This window comes from Flavobacteriales bacterium (assembly GCA_020435415.1).
Taxonomy (GTDB): Bacteria; Bacteroidota; Bacteroidia; order JACJYZ01; family JACJYZ01; genus JACJYZ01.
Map to the genome: position 1 here is coordinate 1 of JAGQZQ010000083.1, position 14,738 is coordinate 14,738.

Sequence of the window (14,738 nt, forward strand, 5' to 3'; positions counted from 1 at the left end):
ATCCCGATTTAGAAAATCACTTTTCGGATGCACGAAGTACGGGCCGAAAAGGTTGATTTTCTTAATCGCTATGCAATGGAAAATTTTCTATTTCATAGTTTGGATTAATTTTGACTAAACCCGAAATAGTCATAAATGCACTTCAATTGCAACATCCGACCGCATGTGTTACCCCGGACGACTTCTGTTAAAGACCATGGCTTACGAATTTTGAGATTTCATGTCGGAGAATAAAGGAGAACGTTGCATCGGTGCACACTCTTGCAGGACTTTTACCGCATTGTTTGTATTGGTCTTTTCATGGCTGCCACTGCATACCATGGCCCAATTCTATCAATTTCAGAATCTGAATGTGAAGGATGGCCTTCCTTCATCCGAGGTTTACGAAATGATCCAGGATTCCAGAGGATTTATGTGGTTTGTTACCGATATGGGTGTGAGTTGGTACGATGGATACAGCTTCACGAACTTTACGACGGAAGACGGTCTGACGGACAACACAATTTTCGGAGCATATGAAGACCATCATCATCATATCTGGTTCCGGTCGTCACTGGGTAAGTTGTCCTACTTCAGTTATGAGGATCACCGCATTCATACCATCGCCACCAATGACGCATTGACAAAGACCTTGCAGAATGCCATCACCACTTCCATGTATATAGATGAGCATGATACCATATGGATGGGGACCTCCCTCCACTTTCCGGTCAGAATAGGCCCCGGACCGGAAAGACAGGTGGACACCATTCAAGTTAAGAACGATGGTGCGTATTTGTATGAAACGCATACCGGTGGGATCTTGTATGGCGGTGCTTCCTACAATAAGCTGCTTCTGAATGTATATGTCCAGGGTAAGGAAGCATACACCATCGAAACCGGAATGGAAAACTTCTTCGGACCCGGGCGTTGTGTAGTTAAAAGGTTGGGTTCGGATTATCTGGCTTCCGTTAATAATGTTTTGTTCGTGTTTAACCGCAATGGGATTATCTCGTTGAAGAAATGTGATGATAGCATTATTACCTTATTGGCGGATTCGTCGCATGTTTATGCGGGAACATTTCATGGCATGAGAACCTTTCAGCGGGATCTGCAAAGTTCAACGGATTGGTTCGAAAAGTTCGACAGGAAGGTGATCACAAAGATCTTCCTGGATGCGGAAGATGAATTATGGATGTGTACAAAAGGGCATGGTATATACTACATACCACACAGGAACTTTAGGTATTATACACCCGAGGATGGCTTGACGCCAAGTAGTATCAGTCGCATGAATCGATTCCGGAACTATGTGATTACCGGCCACCTGAGTGGGGAGATAGGTGTTCTTCAGGGTAAAAGCGTCCGCATGGTTATGCCGGAAAGGGTGAAGGAAACTTATACAGACTGGAATGAGGTTACGGATATTTTAAACATTGAAGACCGAAGGTTATATGTTGAAACCGGCCTGACCGGATATACATTTTCCCCGGAACGAAATGTTCTGAACATTTCTCCGGAGTGTGGGATCAAGAGAATGATACGTTCACGGGATGGCCATTTGATATCGATAAAATACCGGACCATGATTGAGATGGACTCATTGGGGCGGAACGAAAGATTGTTGGTTCCTTATATACCTTACTACGCGGATAATTTGTTTGAGGATAAAGAAGGGACCATCTGGGTTTGTACCATCAACGGGGTTTACACCTATAGCAAAGATGAAGGTTTCCAATATGAAGGAGATCATCATGAACACGAATTATCCGCACGCGTTGTTGAATTTGCTGAAGGAAGGCACAACGTGATGTGGATGGCCAGCCGTGGAGAAGATGAAACATCGGAAGTCTGAAGCATCTTTTCAGGCACCGGACTTTCAACTCCTCTTGTCCAATCTGCAGGCAAAGGGAAAATCCGTCAAGATCGCGGTACCCACTTTTGATGGGTTACAAATGGTTCATGTAGATGAGATTGTCAGGTGTACCGCCATGGAAAGTTATACAGAGATTCTGCTAAGCAATGGGACCAGGTTGGTTGTTTCAAAAATACTAAAGGAATACGATGACATGCTGTCTGATCTGAACTTTTTACGTGTACATAATTCCCATCTGATAAACCTGATCCATGTAGTGAAATACATCAAGGGGAATGGGGGATATGTATTGATGAGCGACGGACAGAACATAGAAGTCTCCCGGCGCCGAAAAAATGAATTGTTGAACAGGCTTACCCGCCTTCAGCTTTAGTTGGTTGTCATGGCAATAATCCGGGGAAACCCGGGGTGGAGCTGGCCTTTACTTCCCGGTCATATTCTGCAATTCATCCATGGTCATCACCTGGTAGCCCTTCGGGATTTGAAATAATGCATCTTCAACCTCATGTTCTGCAACCTTCGTGACCTTCATGACCATATGCATACCATCCTGGTTGGTTTCAAATTCGAGCGGGAAGCCATCCAACTCTGTGTAATCACGGTGTTTGGTGATGTTCAGAGCTTTGGTGTACCATATGACATTTGTGGTACCGGATTCAGCATCAGTAATAAGGGCTTTCTGGCAAGGATATCCGGCAATGGTTTTCTTTTCATTCACATATTCTACCTTCTGATCATTGGTTTTCTGCTTCTCTTTCAGGAGTTCTTCAGCGGAAAGTTTGATGGCTGTTTTCTGCCCCATCATATCCATTAATACAAAACCGGTTCCTTCTGCATTGTTGGTGACGACCACCTGGCTTCCGCCCAAAACATTTTGTTCCAGCCTGCTCATTTCCCCGCTGAAGGTCATCTTCATTTCTTTAGGAAGCACGCTGCTCATCCCTGCAACTTCTTCAGGCAGATCGATGTAATTGATGGAATAGGTTAAAGAACCCTTGAAGGTATCCTGTGCGGATAATGTGAATGGTGCAGATAGCAACCATGTAAACAATGCCAGGCATAACAGGTTGCCTGATCTGATAACGGAGGATTTGATCATTGTTTTTGTTTTTAAATGGAAAAGCAATGTAGCGAAAATATGCATCCTTAATTATAATTGGTCATCCGCTTTTTGCTTTACCGTATCGCCTTTGTTTTGTATTATTACGGGCGCACATGACAGGTTATCATTACATTAAAAGGCTTTGTGTATTTTTCTTGTTGCCAGTTCTGACCATGGGTCAGACGCCCGGCATATCCGATAATTTCTGGGGAGGTTGCGATGCGGAATATCAGAACGGCATCATGCGGGATCACCGCAGCATTTATCTGTATGGAAGCTCCAAAAGTTTTTCATGGAAGGGTGGGGGTGCATATATCATCAAAACGGATACAGCGGGGAATACCATCTGGGCGAAAATGATTGAAACACAAAAGGCGGGTGGTACTACAGATTATCGCGCGGTGTTGATGGACGATGACCACTTTATGCTGATGGGGCCCATCAATGTGAGTCCAAATTACGGCATCATGAAACTGGATACCGGCGGTAATGTGGTGAAAAGTATTGGTATGCCTCAGCAGCTGATGATCAGCAAGACCAATGATAACGGTTTGTTTGTTGCAGGAAGCTCTATCTACCGGCTGGATGGAAACCTGAATGTGATCTACCGTCAGTCCTACTATTCGTCCTTCGGATCGGATCTGACCACGGTGAATGTTACAGCGATGAAGTCAACAAGTGACGGGGGCTACATCGCCTGGGGCATTGCAAAACAAAATGTCGATTCCAAACCGTGTTTGATCCGGGCGGATAAGAACGGAGGGACGGTCTGGATCAAAACGTACAACCAGCAGGTAAAGACGTCCGGCTATCAGATCCTGGAACCTGTTCCGGACCAGTACCTGGTGAGCGGCATATCCGCTCAGAACCGTGCATTCCTGTTGTCTGTGGATGGAAGTGGGGGGATTCTCTGGAGCAAATACTACGATCGCAACGGACCTATTTATCAACAGGACATAGCGTTGACCGCAGATGGAAACGGCATCATCATGGGAGGACAAAGTGATATCCAGGACACCTCCGGATGGACCAATTATTACAGTGCTTACCGTTTAGATGCCACAGGTACGGTGATGTGGGCCAACCGTTACGAAAACGAGATCACCACTTTCGGAGAACTGTCTGTCAGTTCCGAAAGTATTCTCATGGGTGGCTCCAGTCCGGATAACCCGACGACCGACACTGCCTGGTCGAATACCGATTTCAACCTGATCCGCGTTGAACTGAATGGAAGCTCCGCAGTGCCTTATAAGCCTATCAGTATTTCAGGGTTGAATTTTATCACCGACACGATCGTGGATTCGCTGGTCAGTACGTTTCAGTTTTTTTCCGTTACGCCGGTGCAGATGACTTCAACGGATGTGGCGATCAGTTTTGACAGCACGGATTGTTCCACCGTCGGGATTCCGGAGGAGAAGACGTCTGATCATCCGGTCCTTTTTCCGAATCCTATGGGTGCTTCGTCCAGATTATTTTTTCCAGGGAATGATCCTGTTGTTAACGCCTGGAGGATATTTTCCATGAACGGTCAGCTGCTCCGCGAGATGTCTGTTACCGATCCGAACAACATCATCATTGAACGGGAGGATATGCCTGCCGGGGTGTACGTGGTGGAGGTGAAGGGAGATGGCGGTTTTGTTGGAAGGGTGAAGTTGGTGATAAAGTAAATCCACGATATCGAAGGTTTTCCTGTATCTGATGCATTCAACATTCTGACAACATTTTGAAGCGCAGATAAGTTTTACGCATCTCGTTATTTCAATACATCTGCCGATGAAGGATTACTCAATCCATATCTTTTATTCTTCTAACTTGGCGGAATGAACAGCCGTTCACTTTCCTGGCACCATGTAGGTCTTTATGCCTGCATTGTCCTCCTGTTTGTTGTTTCATTCAGGATGTATTCGGCGTTGTATTATCCATTGCTGAATTCCGATAATGCGGTGACCATTTTAATGATCCACTATTTCCAGTGGCCGGATGATCTGTACTTCTGGCTGCAGGACCGCATGGGTAGTCTCATACCATTACTTGGGCAACCACTGCACCACGGGTTGGGGGTCTCCGCCCTGGCCACGGAATCTGTGGTGCATTATGGAATCCTGCTGGCCGGCTATCTGGCCTTCGCGTCCTTTCTGCAAAAGCCGGCGTCAAAACTGATCCTTGCTGTTGTGTGGTTTTTCCCACCACTCAGAATGATCGATCATATCCAGTTTTCCTTTGGAATTCATTACAGCTTGCTGGCTATCTCGTGTTATCTCTTTCGTGGCATTGACCTCAGTCACCCAAAAATGAAAGACCATTTACGATGGCTGGGAACAATCCTGGTATTCATTCTGGCGGTTTGGGTCTCGGATATGGCCTTGATCACCATCGGAGTGTTTGTTGCGGTGCACGGGTATTTTATGTTGAGAAGGGAAGACTGGCGTGCACAGGTGCTCAAAGGTGCAGCCATATGGTACCTGTTTGCCGGGATCATCCTGGGGTATTTTCTTATCACCTTTGCCAAAAGCACCGCGCCGCAACAGCTTGCTTATGGCACATTCAGCGGTCCTTCACAAATTGTACAGACAGTACGTATCTTCCTGGAAAGCATGGTTGACCTGTTATGTTTTCAGGCGAATGAACCACTCACCAGTCTGTATGTTTGGCTTGTGGCTGCTTTGCTGTTCATCGGTGTAATCTTCAGAAAGCAGATACATATAAGGGAAGAGTCAAAACCCTGGCTGATCTTCTTCTTTCTGGAGGCATCTGTCATGCTGTTGTTGATCCTTAGCTCCGAGTGGACATTCCTGAACGGTGTTCCAAGACGCTACTTTACATGTACCTATGTTTCGTTGTCAATGGCTGTGTTGATATTGCTGGATCAAACAAGCACTTCAGGAAAGGCAATGAATGCATGGATGAACGGAGCTGTTCTTTTGGTAGCATTGATAGGTGGAGTAAGTGCACCATATAACATCGGACAGATCTGGCCCGGCACCCTTAAGCCGAGGGTCGCGTATTCCCGTGAGTTCGAAACATTGGATGAATCCGGTATCATAGCGGATTACTGGAATTCCTATATCATTTCCTGTGTCAATCCTGACAAGATGGTGGCAACGCCGCATGATCAGGCCATCGTTCGAAATGCAGATCTGGTGGATGAAGTTTTCAAGCGTGAAAATATTTATGTGGTCAGGGATATGTGGATGGAGTCGCTCCCTGATACTTTAATACAGTTCTCACGCACCCTGGTAAAGGAAGGTAAAGCTTTCAAACTGGGTGGATGTGATGTTGCAAAGTACCGGTTGGCAGGTCGTTGATGTATTCCGGGCGTGGCACAAACCTATATCGATCAAAACAAAAAGGCTGCCTCAGATGAGACAGCCTTTCTGCAATGGGGGTTATATACGGATCGGTACTATCGAACCACCACCCGCTGGTGGCTTACCGAAGACCCGGTGCGAACGATTACCATGTAAACGCCCGGTGGCACACCAATGGACCATTCCACCTGATGCGAACCTGCATCCATGTAACCGTCGTGAATAACGGCGACTGATTTACCCTGCAAGTCGTACACGGTGACATTGGCTTGTCCTTCTTCCTCCATCACAAAACCGATGCGGGCATTATGTATGGCAGGGTTTGGTACGATGGTGATTCCGGACACCTGTTCAGGTGCAGCCATAGATTCGAGCTGTTTTGGTGCACAGTCGGGAACGTAAACCCTTCTGCATTCCCGTTTGCTGCACACCGTTCCATCCGGTGCTACTCCGCTCACAGTTAGGCAGACGGTATACTTGCCACCATCCTGGTAAGTATGGGTCGGGTTCTGGGTGCCTGAAGAGTCACCATCACCAAAATCCCAAGACCAGCCTGTGATTGTGGTACCCGGCCATGCATAGCTCTCATCATAGAAGTTCATCACCTGACATGTATCACGATCGTATTTGAAATAGGATCGTACGTGGCAGGGTGCATCACTGCAATCATCAACTTCTACCCGCTTGCAGTAGATTCTTGTGCAAGTTGAACTGTCCTTGTTCATGACCGTAACGGTAAGACATACATCATATGCACCTTCGGCAGCGTATGTGTGTTGCGGATCTTCGAGGTTAGAGTTGCTTCCATCTCCGAAGCTCCAATCCCAACCGATCACGTTTGAGCCGTAGTAGGCATCGCTGTAATCGTAGAAGCTAACTGCAAGGCAGCTATCCCTGTGGGTAAATGCGGGACGTACATTGCAATGATCGTTTCCACAGTCTCTGACTTCAACGGTTCTGCAATAGGTCTTCTCACATTGCGAGCCATCACCACCTACCGCAGTTACCGTCAGGCATACATTATTATAAACACCTGGTGTGGTATAGGTATGGGTTGGGTTTTGCAATGTTGAAGAAGTGCCGTCACCGAAGTTCCACAGCCAACCGGTGATGGTTGTGCCGTCGGCAGTTTCAGCATAACCGTTAAAGCTGAAGGTAAGACATGTGTCCTTATTGTACTTGAAATAAGGTTTGGTACGACATGGCGCATTGCTGCAATCTTTGACTTCCACACGTTTGCAGTAAATCCGTGAGCAAGTAGTGCTGTCCGGGTTCATGGCAGTAACGGTCAGGCATACATCGTAAATGCCTTCAGCACCGTACACATGTTGTGGGTCCTCAAGGTTGGATGTAGTGCCATCACCGAAATCCCAGTCCCATCCTGTGATGGTTGTTCCGGAGCTTGCATAGCTGTGATCGTTAAACTGTGCAGTCAGGCAGCTGTCACGATAATAAAAGGCCGGACGTACCTTACATGCATCGTTTCCGCAATCCCTGACCTCAATTCTTCTGCAGTAGGTTCTTTCACATTGAGAACCATCACCACCAACTGCGGTCACCGTGAGGCATACATTATTATAGACGCCTGGTGTGGTATAGGTATGGGTTGGGTTTTGCAGGTTAGAAGTGCCGCCGTCTCCGAAGCTCCATGACCAGCCGGTGATGGTGGTTCCGGGGATGGATTCAACATGTCCGGCAAAACTGTAGGTCATGCAGGTATCCCGGTGATACTTGAAATAAGGTTTAACGCGACAGGGTGCATTGCTGCAATCCTTGACACGAACATCCTTACAATAAATCCTTGTGCATGTGCTGCTGTCCGTATTCATGGCAGTAACCGTTAGACATACGGTATAGGTGCCTTCGGCGCCATACACGTGTTGCGGGTCCTCAAGGTTGGAGGTGCCGCCATCACCGAAGTCCCAGGACCAGTCGGTGATCTCCGTTCCGTGTCCGTCATAACTCAGGTCACGGAAACTGGCTGTCAGACAGCTGTCGCGGTAGGAGAAGTATGGGCGTGCATAGCAGTCGTTTCCACAACCTTTGAGCTTGATGCGCTTGCACACCGTTCTTTCACATACCGTACTGTCCGGCCCTAATCCGGTGATGGTCAGAAGTACCTTGTACGAACCACCCATTGGATAAGTATAGGATGGATTCTGGGCGGTGGACGTATTGCCATCTCCGAAGTCCCACAGCCATCCGGTGATGGTTGTGCCGGTTCCGGCGGTGCTGGCATCCTTAAAGTCTACTGAACAGCTGTCGACGGTTACCTCTATTCTTGGATAGAGTCGACATCGCTTGTGCTTGCTTTGCGCATTGACTGTATATGACATACACAGTACCAAAACGGCACACACACCAGCATATAGCTTTGAGCGCGTGAAATTGTTTTTCATCGTGAAGAGGATTTAGAATGGTTAAACAATGTTTACAAATGCTCCAATACCAAACCCTGCCGGGGAGTATAATATGGGTTTGAATCGGGTAAGTGCCTGCGGGATAATTGCAGGTGAAAGGGTAATCAGATCACAACTTAGTAAATCACCGCATACGTGTCAATCAAAACAATGAATAGATCATGGGAAATATGCATCTGATTGATGCATTATATTGGAGTTAAACACCTGATTTTGGGTTGCTGATTTTTTATAATAGAATATTTGTTAGTGAGTTGTAAATGAATGTAATTTTCATTCTGTTCAAATTATGATGGTGGTCAGATTAGGAAGCAGAAAGTTTATCTGATGACTAAAATCTGCCATTGATTAAAAACAAAAAGGCTGCCTCATCATCGAGACAGCCTTTTTGCATGGGGGTTGATATTTATTCAGATCATCTGATGATCACCTGTTCGTGGTCAACCGATGAATCTGTCTTAACAACAACCAGGTAGACGCCCGGTGGAACATCAACATTCCATTCAAGTTGATGAACACCGGCATTGAGGTAACCATCCCGGATGACGGTCAATACCTTTCCTTGCATGTCATACACTGTGACATTGGCTTGTCCTCCCTCCGACATCTCGAAGCCGATACGGGCGGTATGACTTGCCGGATTCGGCATCACTTTCAGTCCGGATAAATGGCCGGTAGCATTGGATTTTCCATCCGTCTTTTGTCTGCAGGATACCACCAGGGAATTACTACATACCACATCTCTGCAAGGTGTTCCATTGGCATTGATTCCCGCTACTTCCAGGCAAATGGTATGCATGCCCGAACTTGTATAGGTATGCACCGGGTTTTGCAAGTTAGACGTAGTTCCGTCACCGAAATCCCATGACCAGCCTACGATGGTCGTACCGGCGCCTGCTGCACTCTGATCAATAAAGTGAACAACAAGGCAGGTATCATTATGGGTAAACTGCGGGAATATCGCACAAGAATCTCCGCCACAATCCTTCACGATGATATCCTGACATCTTCCGCTGGAGCATTGCGATCCATCTACATTCACACCATTTGTCTGCAGGCAAACGGTATAGGCGCCCGGGGTGGTGTACAAATGCACCGGGTTTTGAAGATTTGAGGTGGTGCCATCTCCGAAGTTCCAGTTCCAGCTGGTGATGGTCGTGCCAGGACCTGCTGTACTGAAGTCGGTGAACAGGTACACCAGGCATGAATCCCGGTACTGGAAGTCTGAGTTGATGGTGCAGGGTTCCAGTCCGCAATCGATCACCGTGATATCGAAGCACACCACCTCTTCACAACCCAGGTTGTTTGCATTGACCGCGCGAATGTACAGGCATACCGTATAGGTTCCTGCGGAATCGTAGGTATGTAAAGGATGCTGGGTTGTTGAATTGTTCCCATCCCCGAAGTCCCAATACCAGCTGGTAATGTTGGAGCCGGGAGATACGGTTGTGATGTCCTGAAATTGAACTGTCAGACAGGTATCCTTGTGCAGGAAGGCCGGCTGTAGTCCGCAAGGATTATTGTTGCAATCCTGTACCTGGATCACGACGCACAGGCTGTCCCGGCATGTGGTTCCGTCCACGTTTACACCAACGACCGTTAAACATGCCTGATAAGCGCCGGGCCCCGGATAAGTATGACTTACATTCTGAAGGTTGGATGTATTTCCATCTCCAAAATTCCACAGCCAACCGGTGATGGCGGTACCGGGTCCTGCCGTACTCAGGTCGTGGAAGTTTACAGTCAGACAGCTGTCGGTGACCTGGAAACGCGGTACCACCGAACAGGGTTCACCGCCGCAATCCTTGACAGTCACACTGAGGCATGTTGTATCGCGACACGCATTACCATCTGCTGTTACACCCGTCACAACAAGACATGCAGTATATGTGCCAGGTGCTCCGTAAACATGCACAGGGTTCTGGGTGTTGGAAGAGTTCCCATCTCCAAAGCTCCAGTTCCAGTTGGTAATGCTGGTGCCCGGACCTGCACTGCTCAGGTCAAAGAATACAACGGCCAGGCATGAATCAGTGTACTGGAATCTTGAGAAGACGAGGCAGGGCTCACCACAATCCTTCACGATGACCTGCATACATATGCTATCCCTGCATTGTGTGCCATCTGCGGTCACACCTGTTGCCATGAGGCACACTGTATAAGTTCCGGAAGCCGGATAAGTGTGTGCCGGGTTCTGCAGGTTGGAAGTACTTCCATCGCCGAAGCTCCAATCCCAGCTGGTAATGGTGGTACCCGGACCTGCCGCGCTGAAGTCGATAAAGTTTACGGTCAGACAACTATCGCTGAACTGGAATCGTGGGAATACGGCGCAGGGTTCGCCACCGCAATCTTCCACATCCACCCTCAGGCATAAACTGTCTCTGCAAGTGGTTCCATCTGCATTGACCCCCACCACGGTCAGGCATGCAGTATACATTCCTGATGCCGGATAAGTGTGATTCGGGTTTTGCAGGTTGGATGTACTTCCATCACCGAAGTTCCACAGCCAGCTGGTGATGGTGGTACCCGGATCTGCCGTACTGAAGTCAAGGAACTGCACGGTCAGGCAGCTGTCACCGAACTGGAATCGCGGGAACACGGCACAAGGCTCGCCACCGCAGTCTTTCACCGTCACATCAATGCAAAGCAGGTCTTTACATTCTGTTCCATCGGCAGCTACACCAACGATGGTGAGACAAACGGTATATGTGCCGGATGCTGCATACGTATGTGATGGGCTTTGCAGATTGGAGGTGTTTCCATCACCGAAGTTCCAGAACCAAGTGGTGATGTTCGTACCCGGACCTGCCGCACTGAAGTCAAGGAACTGTGCGGTCAGATAACTATCACTGAACTGGAATCGTGGGAATACGGCACAAGGTTCACCACCGCAATCCTTTACGGTCACATCAATACAGATCTGATCTCTGCATTCTGTTCCATCCGCTGCCACACCAACGATGGTGAGGCAAACGGTGTAAGTGCCTGACGCTGCGTAGGTGTGTGTTGGGTTTTGTAGGTTGGAAGTGTTTCCATCCCCGAAGTCCCAGAACCAGGTTGTGATGTTTGTTCCTGCACCAGCCGCACTGAAGTCGATAAAGTTTACGGTCAGACAACTGTCGCTGAACTGGAATCTTGGATAAACGGCGCATGGCTCACCGCCACAGTCTTTCACCGTGACAGGTAAGCATATCTGATCTTTGCATGGGAATCCTTGTGCATTCACGCCAACAACCACAAGGCATACATTGTAGGTGCCGGGTGCTGCGAAGGTGTGAGATGGATTTTGAAGAACAGATGTGCTTCCATCGCCAAAGTCCCAGTACCAGTTGGTGATGGTGGTGCCGGGTCCTCCGACGCTCACATCTGAGAATTGAACGAAGAGGCAACTGTCCTTGAATATGAATCTCGATTGCACTGTGCATGGGTCGTTTCCGCAATCCTTTACGGTTACTTTACGACATATTTGATCCTTGCATTGTGTTCCGTTCGGGCGGGTTCCCACAATGGTCAAGCAAACGGTATATGTGCCTGCACCGGTATAAGTGTGCGCCGGGCTTTGCATGGTGGAAGTATTCCCGTCGCCGAAATCCCAGTACCAATTGGTGATGGTGGTACCTGCGCCACTCAGGCTAAGATCCTGGAATTGCACGAACAGGCAACTGTCACGATAGATAAACAGTGGTTTTATTTTACATGGTTTATTGTTGCCGCAATCCCGAACGGTGACCGGTAAGCACAATTGATCTTTGCAGCGAACGCCATTCGCGTTGACACCAACTATGGTCAGGCACACATTATAGGTGCCACCGCTTGCGTAGGTGTGTGTGGGGTTTTGGAGAGTAGAGGTGTTTCCATCGCCGAAATCCCAGTACCAGTTAGTGATGGTAGTTCCTGCGCCGGACAAACTGAAGTCTGCAAATGATGCAGTCAGACAATTGACCTTTGATTTGTACTTGACTTTAAGCTTGCACGGTGGAGCGGGCCCGCAGTCGCGTATTTTGATATCCCTGCACACCTGCTCTTTGCAGAGGTTTCCATTTTTATTTTGACCTACGATGGTTAAGCAGACTGTATAGACACCCGGAGCAGCATACGCATGGGTCGGGTGTTGAACATTAGAGTTTGTACCATCTCCGAAGTTCCAGTACCAACTAATAATGGTGCTTCCGGCAAGGGCCATGCTCTGGTCATGAAAGTTGACCTTGCAGCTGTCAATGCTGAAGTCAAATTTTGGTTTGATCTTGCAATCTTTATTGGGATTTTGTGCGAACGACGAAAAGCCCATACACAACATAAGGGTTGTGAATATCCCGGCAAGGGCTTTATTCAGATTAGGAAAAGTTCTCATAACGTAATGGTTTTTACGATGATCATTTTTGGGTTGCGGATCACCGATCAGTGATTGGGTTGATCCGTCATTATTTCGGAGATGGCCGAATTTACTTGATGTCCGTGAAGGTGTCAACAAGCCGTTGCTATTTCTTTGTTAAAATTTTGAGAATGCCTTTCAAAAAAATGAAGTCGAAAAGTTGGATTTCAGGGTAGTGAAAAAATGGACAGGCGTTGTGACAGGTATTCCGATAGTCGTTAAATTTTGTTCGGGTCTTCTTTTGGTGTAAGATGGAAGTGATGCATATTATGGGTGAGTATGGGGAAACATTATTCATTCCTCTTGGGGATTGGGTGATAGTAATGCATCTGCTTTCTTCCGGGTCTCCCGGGCGGTATCATAAAACATCAATGAGATCAGGGTAGATACTGCTGCACTCAGGCCAAAAGCGACTTTCGCGGCTTTCTGATCCGGGCTCGCCTGTCTCATCGGTAAATCACCGGGTATACCCGCAGATATACCAGTGAAAACTCCGGCAAGCACCAGAAAAACAGTTCCGGTGGTTTTCTGTTTTTTTGCCTTTTGGCGGTACATGGCAATTTGTTCTGTGACACTTTTGGTTGAGTCCTGAATAGCAGATTGCCTGGTATGTTCCGGAGTATCGGAAGGAGGCGCTTCTATCGTATCATTCTGGCCATACACGAATGATGCTGCCAGCATGAAGACGGGAACCAAAATTCGTAGTTTATCTTTCTTTTCCATTTTTTATTGCTCAACTAAAATATCAAAACGCTATTGTATGAGATACAGATTATAAATCCGAGATAGCAGGACGTTTTTGGTTGAATCCTGACCGGTAGATTGTACTATATCTTTAATGTATCAAAGACATAGTGTTGATGGTTCCATTCTGAGCATTAGCAAACAACGTTGATAGGACAAAAGCTCCAACAAAACCAGTTATCATTAATTCCATTTTCATATATCAATACCATTTTGAAAAATACACAACCTATTAATAAATGGTTTCCATCAACGTAGATTATAAACTCTTCTCTTTTAATCCTGCCATACGCGCTCCCACACACTTCCATTAAAACATTCGTATTTTACAATACCATGAACTTGATCCCAGTAAATCATTTTTGCTTCATCCTGACGTCTATTTAAATCCCAATCATATATGTTTTTCAGAATTAAATTTTCATTTTTCTTATGAGAAGAATCTGGTTGAAGGGGAAGTTCATGTTGGGTATTACAAACTTGAGGAAGTTCATAAGCACCAAAATTTAAATGAACCGTCATTTGAGCTGGCTCATCACGGTTATTTTTCACAGCATGAAAAAGCGTCATATCCTTTTCGAAAAAATCCGACTCTATGGGAGATAACAACTTTATACTAGCATGATAGACTTCAGGTCTATACATGCCATGTAATTCGATTGGATTGTATTTTGGGAAATAATTGTGCACTGATGTAATTTGATATATTATGGTATCTCCCAGAGTATTCTTAAACACAAGCACTTGACCTTCTTTGAAATTTGGCAGGCACGCCCTCTCTGCTTCAGTAAACTTGGCTTTAAGCCCACAACCCACTAGCTCAATCAAAACTAAAACTGCAATAAACTTTATCATATCGAATTAACCCAAATTATGCAATAGATCAGCCTGATTTGCTGAAAAGGCTTTGTGGCCTTACCTTTCCGGAATCAGTGTAATG

9 protein-coding genes are annotated in these 14,738 nt (G+C 46.8%); 4 read left to right on the forward strand and 5 right to left on the reverse strand.

The genetic code is table 11. The features are described from left to right. Positions 1-220 precede the first annotated feature (220 nt). Both KDD36_11950 and KDD36_11955 read left to right on the forward strand, forming a co-directional pair. On the forward strand, positions 221-1,834 hold the full coding sequence (locus KDD36_11950) for a hypothetical protein (protein ID MCB0397364.1): 1,614 nt from the start codon (positions 221-223) through the stop codon (positions 1,832-1,834). Continuing rightward, entirely contained in the window at positions 1,815-2,228 is a 414-nt protein-coding gene (locus KDD36_11955; protein ID MCB0397365.1) for a LytTR family transcriptional regulator, read from the forward strand. The genes KDD36_11950 and KDD36_11955 overlap by 20 nt, the downstream gene beginning before the upstream one ends. 48 nt (positions 2,229-2,276) lie before the next feature. Here KDD36_11955 and KDD36_11960 read toward each other — a convergent pair whose 3' ends face one another. Then, positions 2,277-2,954, reverse strand: coding sequence for a DUF4412 domain-containing protein (locus tag KDD36_11960; protein MCB0397366.1), 678 nt, complete (start codon positions 2,952-2,954; stop codon positions 2,277-2,279). 176 nt (positions 2,955-3,130) lie between these two features. On the opposite strand from KDD36_11960, the gene KDD36_11965 reads away from it, so the two are divergent. Both KDD36_11965 and KDD36_11970 read left to right on the forward strand, forming a co-directional pair. Next, a complete protein-coding gene (locus tag KDD36_11965; protein MCB0397367.1) occupies positions 3,131-4,624 on the forward strand; it encodes a T9SS type A sorting domain-containing protein in 1,494 nt (497 codons plus the stop codon). Between the two features lie 153 nt (positions 4,625-4,777). Beyond that, complete coding sequence (locus KDD36_11970) at positions 4,778-6,262, forward strand: hypothetical protein (GenBank protein ID MCB0397368.1); 1,485 nt, start codon at positions 4,778-4,780, stop codon at positions 6,260-6,262. A 98-nt stretch (positions 6,263-6,360) separates the two neighbouring features. On the opposite strand, the gene KDD36_11975 is transcribed toward KDD36_11970, so the two are convergent. The 4 genes from KDD36_11975 to KDD36_11990 form a co-directional block, all read right to left on the reverse strand. Continuing rightward, the gene (locus tag KDD36_11975) at positions 6,361-8,664 is read right to left on the reverse strand and encodes a PKD domain-containing protein (protein ID MCB0397369.1); all 2,304 of its coding nucleotides are present in this window, start codon (positions 8,662-8,664) and stop codon (positions 6,361-6,363) included. 436 nt (positions 8,665-9,100) lie between these two features. Continuing rightward, positions 9,101-13,033 carry a PKD domain-containing protein gene (locus KDD36_11980; GenBank protein ID MCB0397370.1) on the reverse strand — a complete coding sequence of 1,311 codons (3,933 nt, stop codon included), beginning with the start codon at positions 13,031-13,033 and terminating at the stop codon, positions 9,101-9,103. A 315-nt stretch (positions 13,034-13,348) separates the two neighbouring features. Further along, positions 13,349-13,777 carry a hypothetical protein gene (locus KDD36_11985; protein MCB0397371.1) on the reverse strand — a complete coding sequence of 143 codons (429 nt, stop codon included), beginning with the start codon at positions 13,775-13,777 and terminating at the stop codon, positions 13,349-13,351. A gap of 297 nt (positions 13,778-14,074) precedes the next feature. Next, positions 14,075-14,653 carry a hypothetical protein gene (locus KDD36_11990; protein MCB0397372.1) on the reverse strand — a complete coding sequence of 193 codons (579 nt, stop codon included), beginning with the start codon at positions 14,651-14,653 and terminating at the stop codon, positions 14,075-14,077. Between the last annotated feature and the right edge of the window lie 85 nt (positions 14,654-14,738).

What these genes read in the sequence shown, in the direction of transcription:
- KDD36_11950 (MCB0397364.1), top strand. Translation starts at nt 221, where the DNA reads ATGTCGGAGAATAAAGGAGAACGTTGCATCGGTGCACACTCTTGCAGG.
- KDD36_11955 (MCB0397365.1), top strand. Translation starts at nt 1,815, where the DNA reads ATGAAACATCGGAAGTCTGAAGCATCTTTTCAGGCACCGGACTTTCAA.
- KDD36_11960 (MCB0397366.1), bottom strand. Translation starts at nt 2,954, where the DNA reads ATGATCAAATCCTCCGTTATCAGATCAGGCAACCTGTTATGCCTGGCA.
- KDD36_11965 (MCB0397367.1), top strand. Translation starts at nt 3,131, where the DNA reads ATGGGTCAGACGCCCGGCATATCCGATAATTTCTGGGGAGGTTGCGAT.
- KDD36_11970 (MCB0397368.1), top strand. Translation starts at nt 4,778, where the DNA reads ATGAACAGCCGTTCACTTTCCTGGCACCATGTAGGTCTTTATGCCTGC.
- KDD36_11975 (MCB0397369.1), bottom strand. Translation starts at nt 8,664, where the DNA reads ATGAAAAACAATTTCACGCGCTCAAAGCTATATGCTGGTGTGTGTGCC.
- KDD36_11980 (MCB0397370.1), bottom strand. Translation starts at nt 13,033, where the DNA reads ATGAGAACTTTTCCTAATCTGAATAAAGCCCTTGCCGGGATATTCACA.
- KDD36_11985 (MCB0397371.1), bottom strand. Translation starts at nt 13,777, where the DNA reads ATGGAAAAGAAAGATAAACTACGAATTTTGGTTCCCGTCTTCATGCTG.
- KDD36_11990 (MCB0397372.1), bottom strand. Translation starts at nt 14,653, where the DNA reads ATGATAAAGTTTATTGCAGTTTTAGTTTTGATTGAGCTAGTGGGTTGT.